This is a genomic window from Novosphingobium aquimarinum, assembly GCF_009746585.1.
Lineage (GTDB): Bacteria > Pseudomonadota > Alphaproteobacteria > Sphingomonadales > Sphingomonadaceae > Novosphingobium > Novosphingobium aquimarinum.
Genome location: NZ_WRPO01000008.1, coordinates 94,434 through 110,737, shown reverse-complemented (window position 1 = coordinate 110,737; position 16,304 = coordinate 94,434). Strand labels below are relative to the sequence as shown.

The window sequence follows — 16,304 nt, the reverse complement described above, 5'->3', positions numbered from 1 at the left end:
TTGCCCGAATTGCCAGTGCGGGCTGGTTGGTGTCTCGGCAAGGGACCGATGCGCGGCAAAGCTTAACGGCTGGCGGAGAAGCGAAAGTGTGACCGCGACCTAGAATCGGCGCGTTGGATTCTCAATCATGGACGACACCGAACCCCCGTCATGCTGAACTCGTTTCAGCATCCATGCCGCCCCGTATCCGACCCTGAGCGGGTGGCACGATAGATGCTGAAACAAGTTCAGCATGACGGGATTAGGTGACCCAATCCCGGGTCGCCCCGGCCGCCCTGTTTTGGCCGAACTCCTCCTGCCTGGCGAGCGAACCGCCTCAGCCGTGCGCGCCGAACTCGTTGGCGATGGCGGTGGTGATGCGCAGCGCCAGGCGATAGCTGCGTTCGATCGGGTCGATGTAGTCGGCGTGGATCTGCGCATAGCCGCTCGCGCCCGAATCGGGATAGTCGCTGGGGCATTCGACCGAAAAGTCCTCGATCCGGGGGAAATGGATCGGGAAGGCGCGGCGCAGCTGGGCCAGCGCATCGTCGACCCGCAAGGTGAAGACCATTTCGAGCACGTCTTCGCGGCTGATGTCGTTCGCCCGGCTGAACGTGGGGATCGAGACGGCGCGCAGGAACATGTGCTTGAACAGCGCCAGGCGCAGCGATTGCAGCGCGCCCAGGCTGCGGCGGGTGTGCTCGCGTTCGGGCTGGGGATTCTCGTCCGGGATCAGCTCCAGCAAGCGGTGCAGCTTGAGCGAATCGACTCGCAGCCGCGAGGCGAGGCGGCGATAGACACCCGTGCGATCGTCGTTCGTCAGATATTCGCCAAGTTTGAGGCAGGCGTCAGAGATGTGCTGCTCGTCGCCGCGATAGGGCCGGCTTGCCCAGTACGCCGAATTGAACAGCTCGCCATGCGCCGCCACCGTCTTGATCGAGGCGAGCGCATTGGCCGCGCGCACCAGTCGGACGAGCTCGCGCCCGCGCGGGCTCTCGCGCAGGAGCGTGGCGATTTCCTCGCGATTGCTCTCGGCCGCCGTGCCGATCCCGGCGATCACGTTCACCGGATAGCCGAGCTGCTGCAGGATCGAATTGTGCGGGATCGCGCGGATCTGCCGCAGGCTCATCGTCCGGTCGGAAGCGAGGTCGGACTGGCGGCGCGACTTGCGGCTGCCGGTGTCGTTGAGCAGGCCCAGCCCGAACGCGGTAATCGCGCGGTTGTACGTGTGGCTTTCCAGGTGCTCGTGCTGCACCGAGCGGATCGCGCGGTAGAAATCTAGGCTGAGGTCGGTGCGGCGGTAGAAGGGATCGGTCGGCGCATCGCGCTCGGTCTTCCACAAGGGCCGCTCGCACAGCCGCGTCAGAGTGGCCAGCGCCAGTTCGGGCGAGCCGTACCAAAGATAGCCGTCGCCACCCTGGAAGCTGACTTCGGGTTCGAGGCGGATGCCCGCGCGCAGGAACCGGCGCCGCGCCCACGGGGACATCTGCCAGTCGAACCGGTCGGCAAGATTGTTGGGATGCGCGCCGCGGCCCATCGATTCGCCGCCGGTATTGAAGATCAGCGCGGCAACGTCGGTGAGGCCGTTCGCGACCATCGCTTCGGCCATGCGGCCATGAATGCGCTCGATCGCCAGACTCGCCGGGATCTGGCCGACGAAGCGGCCGGCATCGGAAAAACCGGTCTGGATGGCGACCCGCCCGCGTTTCCTCGCATAGTCGCGATAGGCAGGCTCGGCGAAGACGGCGTCGAGGAAGCGGCCGCCGTGCTCCAGCGCGGTCTCGGTCTCGAACAAGGGCGAGACGTCGACCATGTCCTCGATGCCGAACAGCCGCGCGAAATAGAGCGCGGCCAGCACCGTGGTCGGCTGTTCGCATTCGGCGATCAGCATCCGGATCGGCGTGTCGCTGTCGATATGGGCGAGGATCTGCGCCATCGCCAGGAACTGGCGCACTGCCGTCGAATTCTCGATCGCCAGCGCGGCGAAGTTCGAGCGGAGCGGCTTCGCCTCGGCCAGCAACTCGCGCATTTTCGCCAGCGCGGCCTGGCTGGCGAGGTTCATCGTGCCGGTCTTGTCGATGCGGCGGCGGATCGCGTTCTGAAGCTGAGAAGAGTTCACCCGGAAGTGAATCCAGCCCATGCCAAGCCCGTCCGCCAGCATTGCCGACACCGCAACGAGGATGTCGCGCGCCTTTTCCTGATCGGCGTGCCGGGCCTCTTCCTCAAGCTCGGCGATGATCGGCGCGAGACTGATCAGCTTGTCGGGATGGTCGGCGGTGAGCGCATTGGCGGCCGCCGACAGCGCTTCGGGCGCGGACAAGTCCTCGGCGAAGTGCGCGGCCATTTCGGCGGTGTGATCGTGCGCGCGCCGCAGCTTCGCCGCGACCTCGGGCTCGACCCCTTCGAGCATGGCGGCATAGCGTTCCAGCCGCATCGCTTTTTCGTGCAGGCGATAGCGGATCGAGGTGTTCCACGAGATGTCGGTGCGCCCGTCCATGTCGTAACCGACCCACGTGGCGAAGCGGACCGGCAAGGGGCGCAGCGACTTCCACTGCTTGGGCCAGCGCGCGGCAGCGATGTCGAGCAGGTTGGCGGTGATGCGGTCGCGCGCTTCCTGACCGCGGATGATCGCCTGCATCGCCGCATCGTGCTCGTAATCGAGCGTGATGGTGTCGCGCGAGGGATCGGCGACGCAGACGGTGCCGGTGCTGAAATCGCCGGTCGAGGCCGATGTCGCCACGGCCTCGGTCTGCGCCTTGCTCAGCAGGAAGGTGGGGTGAGCGGTGAAGACGACATGCGCATTGGGCCGCTGCCAGCGCACCGCAAAAGCGGTGAAGTCCTCTTCGCTGGCGAGTTCGGTAAGGTGCGCGTCGTTCTCCGGCAAAGCCATCGGCGCGAGCATGCGATCAAGCCGCGCCGCGCGGGCGCGCAAGCCTTCGCACTCCATTTCGGCGACGAGGCTCTCGAAGTCGTCGAGGCTCATCTCGTTCGCTTCGAGCTTGCGCGACAGTTCGATCGCGAGCTGGAAGACCGGATTGAACAGCGGCGTTTCCGCCGTGCGGCGATGCAGCTCCTGAAGCCGCGCGTCGAGTTCGCTGAAGGCGGTCATCGTGCGAGCGCCTTGGCAGCACGCGCCGCCGCTTCGATCGCGGCGGTATCGGGCGGGCCCTTGGGGACCACCCAGCTGCCGCCGACGCACAGCACGGCATCGAGCGCCAGCCAGTCGGGCGCGGTATCGAGGCCGATGCCGCCGGTCGGGCAGAACTTCGCCATGCCGAAGGGACCGGACAACGCCTTGAGCGCCGAAATCCCGCCCGAAGCGGCGGCGGGGAAGAACTTGAAGCGGGTAAAGCCGAGATCCAGTCCGCGCATGATGTCGCTCGCGTTCGCGATGCCGGGGAGGAGCGGAACTTCGGCGGAGATCGCTGCCTTGCCCAGGCTTTCGGTCAGCCCCGGCGAGACGATGAATTCGCTGCCGGCGTTGATCGCGGCTTCGAGCTCCAGCGGATTGAGCACCGTACCGGCCCCGACGACGGCTCCGGGAACTTGCTTCATCTCGCGAATGACGTCGAGCGCGCACGCCGTGCGCAGCGTCACTTCGAGCACCGGCAAGCCGCCGGCGACGAGCGCCCGTGCGACCGGCACTGCATGCGCGACATCGTCGATCACCAGCACCGGGATCACCGGGGCCATGCGCATGATCGCTTCGGTGGGGTCGGACAAGTCGCTCATGTACAGTGTTCCCTGGCGAAGGCCGCGGCGGCGCCGAACAGGCCGGGTTGGGGGTGAGTGATCAGTTTGACGGGAAGGCCCGCCATCATTTCCTCGTAGCGGCCCTTGAAGCGGAACCGCTCGGCAAAGGCGGAATGCACCAGCGTTTCGCGGATACGGTAGCCGAGGCCACCGGCGATGACGACCGCGCTGGCCCCATGCGCGAGGGCATAGTCGCCCGCGACGCTGCCCAGGGTCATGCAGAACCGGTCGATCGCGGCGCTGGCGATGGGATCGGACCGCTCCAGTCCAGCCTGCCAGATCGCCTTGTCGTCGCCGTCGGGGGCGGGACGCCCTTCGAGCGCGGCCAGCGTGGTATAGATCTCTATGATGCCGGGGCCCGCCGCGACCCGCTCCACCGAAACGCGGCGATGCTGCTTGCGCAAGCGCTCCAGAATCAGGTCGTCGATGCGGTCGACCGGCGCGAAATCGATATGGCCGCCTTCGGTCGCCTGCACGTGGTAGCCGCCCGGATAGCGATGGAAATGCGCGACGCCCAAACCCGTGCCGGGGCCGATGACGCTGATCGTCCCTGTATCGGGCAGCGGTTTGTCTGGGCCCGCGAGATAGACGAACTCGCTATCGTCGGCGCGGGCGGCGGCATGGGCGACGGCGCCGAAATCGTTGATCAGCGTAACTTTGTCGAGCCCAAGCTGATCGTCGAGCCGGCCGGTATGCAGCACCCAGGAATTGTTGGTCATCCGCACCGTCTCGCCGTTGACCGGCCCGGCGATGGCGATGGCGGCGTTGTCGGGCACCGGGCTTTGCGACTTGCGTGCGAAGTCTTCCCAGGCGGTGTTGAGGCTGACGTAATCGGATGTCTTCAGCGTCACCGGCTCGTCCAGCGTGATCGCGCCGTCCGCGCCGATTTCGGCGTGGGCAAAGCGGGCATGGGTGCCGCCGATGTCGAGCGCGACGAGCTTGGTCATGGCCTCACAGCCCCGCCAGTTCGAGCATGGCCGAGCCGCCTTGTTCCGCCCCGCCCGCGCCCAGGCGGAACATGGCGAAGAGTTCGCGGCCCATGCCCATGACGTCCTCCGTCGGCGCGGCGGGTTCGCGGCCGGAAAGATCGGCGCTGGTGGAAAGCTCGCCGGTCTCGCCGTCGAGACGGACCATGTCGCCGTCGCGCAAGTAGGCGAGGGGCCCCCATTGGCCTTCGCGTGTCGCAAGGGCCTCGGGTGTGACATGGATGGCGGCGGGCACTTTGCCCGAAGCGCCCGACATGCGCCCATCGGTGACGAGCGCGACGCGGTGGCCGCGATCCTGCAGGACGCCCAGCGGCGGCGTCAGCTTGTGCAGTTCGGGCATGCCGTTGGCGCGGGGCCCCTGAAAGCGCACGACGACCACGACGTCCTTGTCGAGTTCGCCTGCGGCAAAGGCCTTTGCCACCGCCTCCTGGGTTTCGAACACGCGGCAAGGTGCCTCGATCGTCCAGCGTTCCTCGTCGACCGCGCTGGTCTTGAACGTCGCGCGGCCGAGATTGCCTTCGACGAGGCGCATTCCGCCTTCGGGCTGGAACGGGCTTGCAACCGGTCGCAGCATCGTGTCATCGCCGCTCGCTTCGGGCAAATCCTTCCAGACCAGCGCCTCGCCATCGAGCGCGGGTTCCTTCGCGTAGTCCGCCATGCCGCCTTGCGCGACCGTGAGAATGTCGCCGTGCGCAAGGCCGGCGCCCACCAGCTCGCGCACGACGTAGCCGATGCCGCCGGCCGCATGGAAATGGTTCACGTCGCCCGAACCGTTGGGATAGACGCGCGCGATCAGCGGGACGACGGCGGACAGATCGGCCAGGTCCTGCCAGTCGAGCAGAATGCCCGCCGCGCGCGCCATTGCGGGCAAGTGGATCGCATGGTTGGTCGACCCGCCCGTCGCGAGCAGGCCGACGCAGGCGTTGACGATCGCCTTCTCGTCGACGACTTCGGCCATCGGCCGCACATCGTTGCCTTTGCGGCCGATCGCGGCGAGCCGGTGGACGGCGGCGCGTGTCAGCGCTTGTCGTAGCGGCGTGTTCGGCGGCACGAAAGCGGCGCCGGGCATGTGCAGGCCCATCATCTCCATCATCATCTGGTTGGAGTTGGCAGTGCCGTAGAAGGTGCAGGTTCCGGGTGAATGGTAGCTCGCGCTTTCGCTGGCGAGCAGTTCGTCGCGCCCGACCTTACCCTCGGCATAGAGCTGGCGGGTTTTCTGCTTTTCCTTGTTGGCAATGCCGCTCGGCATTGGTCCGGATGGCACGAAGATCGCGGGCAAGTGGCCGAAGCGCAGCGCGCCGATGAACAGGCCCGGCACGATCTTGTCGCAGATGCCGAGCAACGCCATTCCGTCGAACATCGCGTGGCTCATGGCAACGCCGGTCGACAGCGCGATGGTGTCGCGGCTGAACAGCGACAGCTCCATCCCGTCGAAGCCCTGGGTGACGCCATCGCACATCGCGGGAACCCCGCCCGCAACTTGCGCGGTGGCCCCCGCTTCGCGCGCGAACAGCTTCATCTGCTCGGGGTAGCGGCCATAGGGCTGATGCGCCGAGAGCATGTCGTTGTAAGCGGTCACGATCGCCAGGTTCGGCCCGCGCTGCCCGGCGATCGAGGCCTTGTCCTCCCCGGCGGCGGCGAAGCCGTGCGCGAGGTTGGAGCACGACAGGAACGTGCGGTCGGAAAACTTCTCGCCCTCGCGCGCGACGAGGTCGAGGTAGCGCTGCCGGCCGGGCCGGGACCGTTCGACGATGCGCTGCGTCACCTTGGCGATGGTGGGGTGAAGGTCGGTCATATCGCGTTTCTCCCGCGCCACCCGGCGATGGGCAGCGCTGTCATGCATGCGCGGTCATTGCGGGCCCGGTCGTTCGGGCCGGTTCATTCGTGCCAGGTCACCCCGTCGCGTTCGGCCAGCGCGATCGCTGCCGATGGGCCCCAGCTTCCAGCCGTATAAGTCTTGCACTCCTGCGCATGTTCCTCCCAACCGGCACGGATCGCATCGATCCACTCCCATTGGGCCTCCACTTCGTCGCGACGGACGAACAGCGTCTGGTTGCCTTCGATGAGGTCGAGCAGCAGGCGTTCGTAAGCGATCCGGCGCTGCGGACCGGAGAACGCCTCGGGCATGGCAATGTCGAGCGGGACTGGCCGAAGACCGATGCCGCCGCGATCGAGCCCCGGCACTTTGGCCATCACCGACATCGTGATGTTCTCGGCCGGCTGGATGCCGATCACGAGGCGATTGGGCTGAAGCCGCGCGATGCGGCCCGAGAAAATCGAATGCGGCACATCGCGGAACTGGATGATGATCTCGGTGGTCCGACGCGGCAGGCGCTTGCCGGTGCGCAAGTAGAACGGCACGCCTTTCCAGCGCCAGTTGTCGATATGCGCCTTGATCGCAACGAACGTCTCGGTGTTCGACGGCTTGCCCAGCTCGTCGTCATAGCCGGGCACCGCCGCGCCGCCGACCGCACCGGCGCGGTACTGTCCAGTGACGGTGTCGGCCGCGTGCACCTTGCGCAGCGCGCGCAGGACCTTGACCTTTTCATCGCGCACGTTGGTGCTGTCGTAGCTGACCGGCACTTCCATCGCGGTGAGCGCGAGCAGCTGGAGCATGTGGTTTTGCACCATGTCGCGCAGCGCGCCCGAATCGTCGTAGTAGGCGACGCGCGATTCCAGCCCGACCGTCTCGGCCACGGTGATCTGTACGTGCGCGATGTGCTGGGCGTTCCACAAGGGTTCGAACAGGATGTTGGCAAAGCGCAGCGCCAGCAGGTTCTGCACCGTTTCCTTGCCGAGATAGTGGTCGATGCGGAAAATGCGGTGTTCGGGAAAGGCGGTGGCGACCGCATCGTTGATGACCTTGCTGGAGGCCAGATCCGTCCCCAGCGGCTTTTCCAGCCCGATCCGCACGTTGCCGCCGGCAAGGCCGCTGGCCTTCAGCCCCTGGATAGTCGGCTCGAACAGGCTGGGCGCGGTGCTCAGGAAGATCGCGGTGCCGTGTTCGGGCTTTCCGACTTTCCTGGCGAGCGCGTCGAACCCCTCGATCGTCGTGGCATCGAGCGCCTGGTAGCTCAGGCGATTGAGGAACGTCGCCATGCCGCCGCGCCGGTCGGCCGGGAGGAACTGCTCGAGCGATTCGCGCGCAAAGCTGCGAAAGGCGCCATCGTCCATCTCGCCGCGCGCGGTGCCGATGATCTCCAAGTGAGGATCGAGCAGGCCATCGGCGTCGAGCGCAGCCAGCGAAGGCAGCAGCATGCGCTTCGATAAGTCGCCCGTAGCACCGAACAAAACCAGACGATCCGCGATGAACCCGGTCATGATCGGCGGGGTCCTGAAGTGGGCAAGGCGGATGGCTCCCTGTTCCGCGTGTTTCGCAAATGCAGCATACCCGGGAACGATAGGCAAGCTCCTCAGGTTCCGATACGCTGTTAATGCGCGGTGCAAAGCCCCCGCTTCCCCATCCGGGAAACTCACTCTAAAGGATCGCGCATGGCGGTCGAGGGCGTAAACCTACTGGAGCAGTTGCAGAGCCCGGCGCTCGTGGTCTCGCGCGGGCAGGTCAGCTTTGCCAATGCCGCAGCGCGCAATTTGCTGGGCGCGCACATTTCCGGGCAGGACGTGCGCATCGCCATTCGCGATCCCGAAGCGGTGCGGGTGATCCTGAGCGAGGCCGGCGGCAAAGCGAAGATCACCGGGCTTTCGGTCGGCGGCAGCGTCTGGGAGATCGATTGCCGTCCGGTCTCCGCCGGCGAACGGCTGGTAACGCTGTACGATCTTTCGACCCAGGTCAGCAACGCGCGCGCGCACGCCGATTTCGTCGCCAACGCCAGCCACGAGCTGCGCACGCCTCTGGCGACCGTGCTCGGCTATGTCGAGACGCTGATGGACCCGCGCGCGGGCGGCGACGAGGCGACACGCGAGAAGTTCCTCAAGACGATCCGCCACGAGGCGCTGCGCATGCAAGCGCTGGTGTCCGACCTGATGAGCCTGTCGCGGATCGAGGCGAGCAAGTTCGAAGTCCCCTCCGATACCGTCGATCTGGTCCAGCTCGCGCGCGAAGCGGCAGGCGAGTTCCGCACCGATGCGCGCGTGGAGGTCACGACCAACTGCGACAGCGCGAAGATCGCGGGCGATCGCGGGCAGATGGCGCAAGTGCTGCGCAATCTGATCGACAATGCGCTGAAATACGGAAAGCCCGGCGGAACGGTGAGCGTCTCGATCGAGGCGACGCCCACCGGCTGGCTGCTGATCGGGGTGCACGACGAAGGCGACGGTATCGCGCCCGAGCACTTGCCGCGCCTGACCGAGCGCTTCTACCGCGCCGACACCAGTCGCAGCCGCGCGGCGGGCGGCACCGGTCTGGGCCTTTCCATCGTCAAGCACATCGTCGAGCGGCACCGCGGCCGGTTCGATATCACCAGTCGGCCCGGCGCGGGCACGACGGCCTCGATGATGCTTCCCTTGCGGCGAGACTGATTGCGCCGATCGCGCGGCCGGAACCGATCGGTCCCGGCTTGTGCCATCAAAGTGTCATTTCATGGTCATAATGGCGTCGCGAAAGTGGCGTGAAAGTGTCATGCAGTGAGGGAATCCGCTCGAATGAGGAACGTGAGCACGTCGGTGGTGGCGGTGGCTTTGGGCTGTGCGTGGGGGATTCCCGCGCAGGCGCAGGAGACCGATCGCCAATCGATCGCGCGAGAGCTGGCGGAAATGCGCGCGCAGATGCAAGCGATGGCGAGCCGCATCGATTCGCTGGAAAGCGAGCTTGCCGCGGCCAATGCCCGCGCCGATGCGGCCAGCGTTGCCGCAGCCGGTGCGACCGAAACGGCTCTCGCCGCGCAGGCCGAGGCGCTAAAGCCCGCCGCCAAGCCGCCGGTGAAGATCGCGTGGAAGGGCGCGCCGGTGATCGAGGGCGAGGGCGGCTGGAGCTTCAAGATCCGCGGCCGGGTGAACGTCGATGCCGGCTTCTTCGACGTGCCGGATTCGACCGGGCGCGACGATGGCTTCGGCAGCGAAGTGCGCCGCGCGCGCATCGGCGCCGAAGGCACGATCCCCGGTGGCTTCGGCTACAAGTTCGAAGCAGGGCTCGGACCCGATCTCGCGATTACCGATGCCTTCGTCACGTATACGGACAAGGGCCTGACGCTGATCGTCGGCCACCAGAACACCTTCCAGTCGCTCGAAGAACTGACCAGCAGCCTGCACATTCCCTTCACGGAGCGCGCGGCCTTCACCGATGCCTTCGGGTTCGAACGCAGACTGGGCGTTGGCGTGACTTACGCGAGCGGCCCCGTGCTGCTCGAAGGCGGCGTGTTCACCGACAATTACGCGGCTCTGCCCAACGGCAACCTGAGTTTCGACGGGCGTGCGGTCTATGCGCCGAAGCTGGGCGAAACGCAGCTCCATCTGGGCGCCTCGGTCCACCGCACCGAACTCGAATCCGGCAACTCGGTCCGCTACCGCCAGCGGCCTTTCGAGCACTTCACCGGCGAGCGCTTCGTCGATACCGGCAGCATGGCCGCCAGTGGCGAGACCGGCGTCGGCCTCGAAGCGGCGATGATAGCCGGGCGGCTCGATCTGTCGGGCGAAGCGTTCTGGCAGACCGTCTCGCGCCCCGGCCTTGCCAACCCCACTTTCTTCGGCGGCTACGCCCAGATCGGCTATTTCCTGACGCACGGCGACCGGCGTGGGTACAAGTACGGCATGTTCGATCGCGTGCGGCCGGCCAATCCGGTGGGCGCGGGCGGGATCGGCGCGGTGCAGGTCGCGGCGCGCTACGATTATCTCGATCTGAGCGACAAGGGCATTGTCGGAGGCCGCCAGCAGGCCTACCAGCTCGCGCTCGCCTGGTCGCAAACCGATTACACCAAGTTGTATCTGAGCTATTCGCGCCTGCAATATCGCGATGCCGTCCATCCGGCGGCGGGGGGCGACACATCTTACGGGGCCGATGCGCTGGTAATGCGCGCCCAGGTCGACTTCTGAGCCGGGATCGGCCTTAATAGTCATCAAACTGTCACTGAACTGTCATCACAGGCCCATAGGAGCGCCGCAAATATGAAGGCCAAGGGGTTTTCCATGCGTATGATCCGCCATTCCATCGTTCTCGCCGCCTCGGCGGTTGCCCTCACTGCGTGCGGAGGGTCGGGAGGCGGTGCCTCGGGCTCGCGCGACTATATCCGCGCCGTCGGCTCTTCGACGGTCTATCCGTTCGCGACCGCGGTCTCCGAAAAGTTCGCCCAGACCGGCGCGAAGAGCCCGGTGATCGAATCGACCGGCACGGGTGCGGGCATGAAGCTGTTCTGCGCCGGCGTCGGCGCGCAGCATCCCGATATCGAGAACGCCTCGCGCCGGATGAAGAAGGCCGAGTACGACGAGTGCCAGAAGAACGGCGTCACCGAGATCGTCGAGGTCCAGGTCGGCATCGATGGTATCGCTTTCGCCGAGGCCAAGAATGGTCCGGACATGAAGCTGACGCCCGAGATCGTCTACAAGGCGCTCGCGGCCAATCCCTTCGGCAAGCCGAACACGGCCAAGATGTGGAAGGACGTCGATCCTTCGCTGCCGGCCGAGCCGATCCTGGTCTACGGCCCGCCGTCGACCTCGGGCACGCGCGACGCGCTCAAGGAACTGATCATGGAGGCGGGCTGCAAGACCGACGCCGCCACCGCCGCGCTCAAGGACAGTGACAAGGAAGCCTACGAGGCCACTTGCCATCAGATCCGCGAGGACGGCGCCTATATCGATGCGGGCGAGAACGACAATCTGATCGTCCAGAAGATCGCGCAGAACCCCAAGGCGATCGGTGTCTTCGGTTACTCGTTCCTCGAAGAGAACCCGGATTCGCTGAAGGGCATTCCGATGTCGGGGATCGATCCGACCTATGCGACGATCTCGGACTTTTCCTATCCCGGTGCCCGCCCGCTTTACGTCTACGTGAAGAAGCAGCACCTCGCGCCGATCCGCGGCCTGGCCGAATACGTGAAGGAATGGACCAACGCCTGGGGCTCCGACGGGTATCTCAAGGCCAAGGGCATGGTCATTGCGCCCGAGGACGTTCGCCAGAAGAATGCCGAGGTCGTCGCCAGCATGACGCTGGTCGATCCGTCGCAGCTTAAGTGAGGCTCTGCTTCCTAGCATGTTGATCGCCGTCGTTCTTGCGGTCGTGGCGGGCCTTGGTCTGATCGGTTGGTATACCGCCAGGGCCAAGGCCCGGCTGCTCTACACCGGCCGCGGGTCGATGCGCGCGACGGCGAACTATCACGGTCTGCACCTCGCTTTGTGGATCGCGATCCCGGCGCTGATCGCTTTCGCGGTCTGGACGGCGGTGTCGCCGGGCCTCGTCAACGAGGCCGTACTGGCCGATCCGGCCGCGCAGATGTTGCCGGCAAGCGACATGGAGCGCGCGTCCATTCTGGCCGAAGCGCGCGCGGTGGCGAGCGATCCCTCGACGGTCGCCTTCAATCCGCTCGCCAATCGGCTCGCCGAACCGATGCGCTCGGCGCAGACGCAATTCGGCTTCATCGGAATCGCGCTGGTGCTGATCTGCGCGCTGGCAGGAGGCGGCTACGCCTGGACGCGCATCCGCGCCGATTTCCCGGCGCGCTCGCGAGTCGAGCGCGGGATCATGCTGCTGTTGCTCGCCGCCTCGCTGATTGCGATCCTGACCACGGTCGGGATCGTCGCCAGCCTGGTGTTCGAGACTGCACTTTTCTTCCGCGACGTGTCGCCCTGGAGCTTCCTCACCGGCACGCACTGGTCGCCCGGCAACGCCATCGGCGCCGACATCGACGACAACTTCGGCGCGGTGCCGCTGTTCTGGGGCACGATCTACATCGGCGCGATCATCGCCATGATCATCGCCATTCCGCTTGGCCTGATGAGCGCGATCTACCTCACGCAATACGCCGACGCCAAAGTCCGGCGCTGGACAAAGCCCGCGCTCGAGATCCTCGCGGGCGTGCCCACCGTCGTCTACGGCTACTTCGCCGCGCTGACGATCGCGCCCGCCATTCGCGATTTCGCCGCCTCGCTCGGCTACCAGAACCCCTCGACCGAAAGCGCGCTCGCCGCCGGCCTGGTGATGGGCGTGATGATCATTCCCTTCGTTTCCTCGATGGCCGACGATTCGATCGCGGCGGTCCCACGCGCGATGAGCGACGGCTCGCTGGCAATGGGTGCGACGCGTTCGGAGACGATCAAGAAGGTCGTCCTGCCCGCCGCCTTGCCCGGTATCGTCGCCGGCGTGATGCTGGCGGTCAGCCGCGCGATCGGCGAGACGATGATCGTCGTCATGGCCGCGGGCGCGACCGCGCGCCTCACCGCCGATCCGCTCGCCTCGATGACCACGGTGACGTACCAGATCGTGCAGATGCTGACCGGCGACCAGGAGTTCGACAGCCCCAAGACGCTGTCCGCCTTCGCGCTCGGCCTCGTCTTGTTCATCGTCACGCTCATTCTCAACATCATCGCGCTGCGCGTGGTGAAGCGCTTCCGTGAGGCTTATGAGTAGCACCTTCCAGTCCGACGCCTTCATGCAGCGGCTGGCCAAGCGCCACGCTGCAGAGAAGCGCTTTCGCCTGCTTGGTCTGGGCGCGATCGTCCTGTCGCTCGGGTTCCTGGCGCTGCTCCTGTTCATCATGCTCAAGAACGGGCTGGCCGGGATCGATTGGCAGTTCCTCTCGGGATCGGATTCCACCGAGGCTTCGGTCGCGGGCGTCTGGGGCGCGGCCAAGGGCTCGCTGCTGACGATGATAGTCACACTGGCGATCTCGTTTCCTCTGGGCGTGTGCGCCGCGATCTACCTTGAGGAATTCGCGCCGCGCACGCGCTGGATCGAATGGGTCGAAGTGTCGATCAACAATCTGGCCGCCGTGCCTTCGATCATTTTCGGTCTGCTCGGCCTCGCGGTGTTCATCAACACCTTCCAGATGCCGCGCTCGGCACCGCTGGTCGGCGGGCTCACGCTCGCACTGATGACGATGCCGGTGATCGTGATTTCGGGGCGCAACGCGATCAAGGCGGTGCCGCCCTCGATCCGCGACGCGGCCCTGGCGGTGGGCGCCAGCGAAGTGCAGACAGTGTTCCACCATGTCCTGCCGCTGGCCTTGCCGGGGATCCTGACGGGCACCATTATCGGCATGGCGCGCGCCTTGGGTGAAACCGCGCCGCTGCTGATGATCGGCATGCGCGCCTTCGTCGCCAGCCCGCCCGATGGGTTCACCGATCCCTCGACGGTGCTGCCGATGCAGATCTTCTTGTGGTCGGACGAAATCGACCGCGCCTTCGTGGTCAACACCTCGGCAGCGATTATCGTGCTGCTCGTATTCCTGATGGCGATGAACGGGCTCGCCATTTATCTGCGTAACAAGTTCGAAGTCCGTTGGTAGGATCGATGACAAACGAAACCAAGATGACCGCTCGCCACGTCGACGTGTTCTACGGCGACAAGAAGGCGATCGACGACGTCTCGATCGATATCGACAACGGAATCGTCACTGCCTTCATCGGCCCGTCGGGCTGCGGTAAGTCGACGTTCCTGCGCTCCTTGAACCGGATGAACGACACGATCCCGATCGCGCGCGTCACTGGCGAGATAAAGCTCGATGGGGATGATATCTATGCCAGCGGCATGGATCCCGTCGCGCTGCGCGCCCGCGTCGGCATGGTCTTCCAGAAGCCCAACCCGTTCCCCAAGTCGATCTACGAGAACATCGCCTATGGCCCGCGCATCCACGGCATTGCCCAGGGCAAGGCCGATATGGACGCGATCGTCGAAAAGGCGCTGACTCGCGCCGGCTTGTGGCAGGAGGTCAAGGACCGCCTGACCGATGCCGGCACCGCGTTGTCGGGCGGCCAGCAGCAGCGCTTGTGCATCGCGCGTGCGATCGCCGTCAGCCCCGAAGTGATCCTGATGGACGAGCCGTGTTCGGCGCTCGATCCGATCGCCACCGCGCGGATCGAGGAATTGATCGAGGATCTGAAGAATCGGTACGCGATCGTCATCGTCACGCACTCGATGCAGCAGGCAGCGCGTGTTTCGCAGCGCACCGCCTTCTTCCATCTCGGCAATCTGGTAGAATACGGCGATACCGAGCAGGTCTTCCAGAACCCGCAGGAGACCCGCACCAAGGACTACATCACCGGCCGCTACGGCTGAGGAGCGCAATCATGGTCGAACATACCGTCAAGTCCTTCGACAGCGAGATCAGCCAGCTGCGCGGTCTCATCGCCGAGATGGGCGGATTGGCCGAAGTCGCCATCCGCGACTGTATCCTGGCGCTGTCCCGCCACGACGAGGATCTTGCCCGCCGGGTGGTCGCCGACGATGCCCGGCTCGATGCGCTCGAGGCCGAGGTCGATCGGCTCGCAGTGCGCACGATCGCACTGCGCGCGCCGATGGCGGACGATCTGCGCGACGTGATCGCCGCGCTCAAGATCTCGGGCGTGATCGAGCGAATCGGCGATTATTCGAAGAACATCGCCAAGCGCGTGCTGGAGCTCGAAGGAAAGTCCAAGATCGAGCCGATCACGCTGATCCCGGCGATGGCCGAAATCGCGCAAGGCATGGTTCACGACGTGCTCAACGCCTACGGCTCGCGCGATTCGATGCTAGCGGTGGAAGTCATCCGCCGCGACGAGAAGCTCGACAATTTCTACAACACGCTGTTCCGCTCTTTGCTCACGCACATGATGGAAAGGCCGGCGACGATCTCCAGCGCCGCACAGCTGCTCTTCATTGCCCGCAATCTCGAGCGGATCGGCGATCACGCCACCAACGTTGCTGAAATGGTCTATTACGCCGCGACCGGGGAATACTGCAACGAGCGCGACGCCAAGGACCTTCCCAAGGATTCCGAATCATGAACCCCAGTGTTCTCGTAGTCGAAGACGATGTCGCGCTGTGCGATCTGCTGTCCTGGAACCTGTCGGCCGAAGGCTACGACGTGCGTTCCACCGGGGACGGCGAGGAAGCGCTGGTCATGGTGCGCGAACAGGCGCCCGACGCCATCATTCTAGATTGGATGATCGAGCAAGTGCCCGGCATCGAGGTCTGCCGCCAATTGCGCAAGGACAAGGAAACCGCGCGCATCCCGATCGTGATGCTCACCGCGCGCGGCGAGGAAGAGGATCGCATCCGCGGCCTCAAGACCGGCGCCGACGATTACGTCACCAAGCCTTTCAGCCCGCGCGAGCTGATGGCCCGGATCGAGGCACTGCTGCGTCGCAGCCGCCCGGTTCTGGCCGGCGACAACCTGCTGTTCGGCGACATCGAACTCGATCCCACCTCGCACCGCGTCCGCCGCGACGGCGAATCGCTGCATCTGGGCCCGACCGAGTTCAAGATGCTGCGCTACTTCATGGAACGGCCCAACCGCGTGCTCTCGCGCCAGCAGATCCTCGACGGCGTGTGGGGCATGGACTCCGACATCGACGAGCGCACGGTCGACGTCCACATCCGGCGCTTGCGCAAGGCGATCAACCGGGCCGGCGATCCCGATCCGATCCGCACGGTGCGCGCCGCCGGCTATTCGATGGACGCCAACTGAACGCTTGATACGAGCGGGGCGCGGTGCCTTTGGC

General features: G+C 65.7%; 13 protein-coding genes. 8 read left to right on the top strand and 5 right to left on the bottom strand.

Going from position 1 to position 16,304, the window contains the following annotated elements; translation table 11 throughout:
* Positions 1 to 316: 316 nt before the first annotated feature.
* The 5 genes from GQO94_RS10610 to zwf form a co-directional block, all read right to left on the bottom strand.
* Entirely contained in the window at positions 317 to 3,088 is a 2,772-nt protein-coding gene (locus tag GQO94_RS10610; RefSeq protein ID WP_156841188.1) for a phosphoenolpyruvate carboxylase, read from the bottom strand.
* Positions 3,085 to 3,711, bottom strand: coding sequence for a bifunctional 4-hydroxy-2-oxoglutarate aldolase/2-dehydro-3-deoxy-phosphogluconate aldolase (gene eda / locus GQO94_RS10605; RefSeq protein ID WP_156841186.1), 627 nt, complete (start codon positions 3,709 to 3,711; stop codon positions 3,085 to 3,087). Before eda ends, GQO94_RS10610 begins: the two co-directional genes overlap by 4 nt.
* A complete protein-coding gene (gene glk / locus GQO94_RS10600; RefSeq protein ID WP_156841184.1) occupies positions 3,708 to 4,679 on the bottom strand; it encodes a glucokinase in 972 nt (323 codons plus the stop codon). Before glk ends, eda begins: the two co-directional genes overlap by 4 nt.
* Positions 4,680 to 4,683: 4 nt before the next feature.
* Entirely contained in the window at positions 4,684 to 6,513 is a 1,830-nt protein-coding gene (gene edd / locus GQO94_RS10595) for a phosphogluconate dehydratase (RefSeq protein WP_156841182.1), read from the bottom strand.
* Positions 6,514 to 6,596: 83 nt separating this feature from the next.
* The gene (gene zwf, locus GQO94_RS10590) at positions 6,597 to 8,039 is read right to left on the bottom strand and encodes a glucose-6-phosphate dehydrogenase (protein WP_156841180.1); all 1,443 of its coding nucleotides are present in this window, start codon (positions 8,037 to 8,039) and stop codon (positions 6,597 to 6,599) included.
* A gap of 171 nt (positions 8,040 to 8,210) precedes the next feature.
* Here zwf and GQO94_RS10585 point away from each other — a divergent pair, with 171 nt between their 5' ends.
* The 8 genes from GQO94_RS10585 to phoB all read left to right on the top strand — a co-directional run bounded on the left by GQO94_RS10585 (position 8,211) and on the right by phoB (position 16,270).
* Positions 8,211 to 9,197: a sensor histidine kinase gene (locus tag GQO94_RS10585; protein WP_156841178.1), complete on the top strand. Its 987-nt coding sequence runs from the start codon at positions 8,211 to 8,213 to the stop codon at positions 9,195 to 9,197.
* A gap of 123 nt (positions 9,198 to 9,320) precedes the next feature.
* The gene (locus GQO94_RS10580; RefSeq protein WP_156841176.1) at positions 9,321 to 10,706 is read left to right on the top strand and encodes an OprO/OprP family phosphate-selective porin; all 1,386 of its coding nucleotides are present in this window, start codon (positions 9,321 to 9,323) and stop codon (positions 10,704 to 10,706) included.
* 93 nt (positions 10,707 to 10,799) lie between these two features.
* Complete coding sequence (locus GQO94_RS10575; protein WP_156841174.1) at positions 10,800 to 11,843, top strand: substrate-binding domain-containing protein; 1,044 nt, start codon at positions 10,800 to 10,802, stop codon at positions 11,841 to 11,843.
* A 16-nt stretch (positions 11,844 to 11,859) separates the two neighbouring features.
* On the top strand, positions 11,860 to 13,233 hold the full coding sequence (gene pstC / locus GQO94_RS10570; RefSeq protein WP_156841172.1) for a phosphate ABC transporter permease subunit PstC: 1,374 nt from the start codon (positions 11,860 to 11,862) through the stop codon (positions 13,231 to 13,233).
* Positions 13,226 to 14,110 (top strand): phosphate ABC transporter permease PstA, encoded by an 885-nt coding sequence (gene pstA / locus GQO94_RS10565; RefSeq protein ID WP_156841170.1) that lies wholly within the window; start codon positions 13,226 to 13,228, stop codon positions 14,108 to 14,110. Before pstC ends, pstA begins: the two co-directional genes overlap by 8 nt.
* A 5-nt stretch (positions 14,111 to 14,115) precedes the next feature.
* Entirely contained in the window at positions 14,116 to 14,880 is a 765-nt protein-coding gene (pstB, locus tag GQO94_RS10560) for a phosphate ABC transporter ATP-binding protein PstB (RefSeq protein WP_156841169.1), read from the top strand.
* Positions 14,881 to 14,891: 11 nt separating this feature from the next.
* Positions 14,892 to 15,587, top strand: a complete 696-nt coding sequence (gene phoU, locus GQO94_RS10555; protein ID WP_156841167.1) for a phosphate signaling complex protein PhoU — start codon at positions 14,892 to 14,894, stop codon at positions 15,585 to 15,587.
* Positions 15,584 to 16,270, top strand: a complete 687-nt coding sequence (gene phoB / locus GQO94_RS10550; protein ID WP_156841165.1) for a phosphate regulon transcriptional regulator PhoB — start codon at positions 15,584 to 15,586, stop codon at positions 16,268 to 16,270. Before phoU ends, phoB begins: the two co-directional genes overlap by 4 nt.
* Positions 16,271 to 16,304: the final 34 nt, after the last annotated feature.

What these genes read in the sequence shown, in the direction of transcription:
- GQO94_RS10610 (WP_156841188.1), bottom strand. Translation starts at nt 3,088, where the DNA reads ATGACCGCCTTCAGCGAACTCGACGCGCGGCTTCAGGAGCTGCATCGC.
- eda (WP_156841186.1), bottom strand. Translation starts at nt 3,711, where the DNA reads ATGAGCGACTTGTCCGACCCCACCGAAGCGATCATGCGCATGGCCCCG.
- glk (WP_156841184.1), bottom strand. Translation starts at nt 4,679, where the DNA reads ATGACCAAGCTCGTCGCGCTCGACATCGGCGGCACCCATGCCCGCTTT.
- edd (WP_156841182.1), bottom strand. Translation starts at nt 6,513, where the DNA reads ATGACCGACCTTCACCCCACCATCGCCAAGGTGACGCAGCGCATCGTC.
- zwf (WP_156841180.1), bottom strand. Translation starts at nt 8,039, where the DNA reads ATGACCGGGTTCATCGCGGATCGTCTGGTTTTGTTCGGTGCTACGGGC.
- GQO94_RS10585 (WP_156841178.1), top strand. Translation starts at nt 8,211, where the DNA reads ATGGCGGTCGAGGGCGTAAACCTACTGGAGCAGTTGCAGAGCCCGGCG.
- GQO94_RS10580 (WP_156841176.1), top strand. Translation starts at nt 9,321, where the DNA reads ATGAGGAACGTGAGCACGTCGGTGGTGGCGGTGGCTTTGGGCTGTGCG.
- GQO94_RS10575 (WP_156841174.1), top strand. Translation starts at nt 10,800, where the DNA reads ATGCGTATGATCCGCCATTCCATCGTTCTCGCCGCCTCGGCGGTTGCC.
- pstC (WP_156841172.1), top strand. Translation starts at nt 11,860, where the DNA reads ATGTTGATCGCCGTCGTTCTTGCGGTCGTGGCGGGCCTTGGTCTGATC.
- pstA (WP_156841170.1), top strand. Translation starts at nt 13,226, where the DNA reads ATGAGTAGCACCTTCCAGTCCGACGCCTTCATGCAGCGGCTGGCCAAG.
- pstB (WP_156841169.1), top strand. Translation starts at nt 14,116, where the DNA reads ATGACAAACGAAACCAAGATGACCGCTCGCCACGTCGACGTGTTCTAC.
- phoU (WP_156841167.1), top strand. Translation starts at nt 14,892, where the DNA reads ATGGTCGAACATACCGTCAAGTCCTTCGACAGCGAGATCAGCCAGCTG.
- phoB (WP_156841165.1), top strand. Translation starts at nt 15,584, where the DNA reads ATGAACCCCAGTGTTCTCGTAGTCGAAGACGATGTCGCGCTGTGCGAT.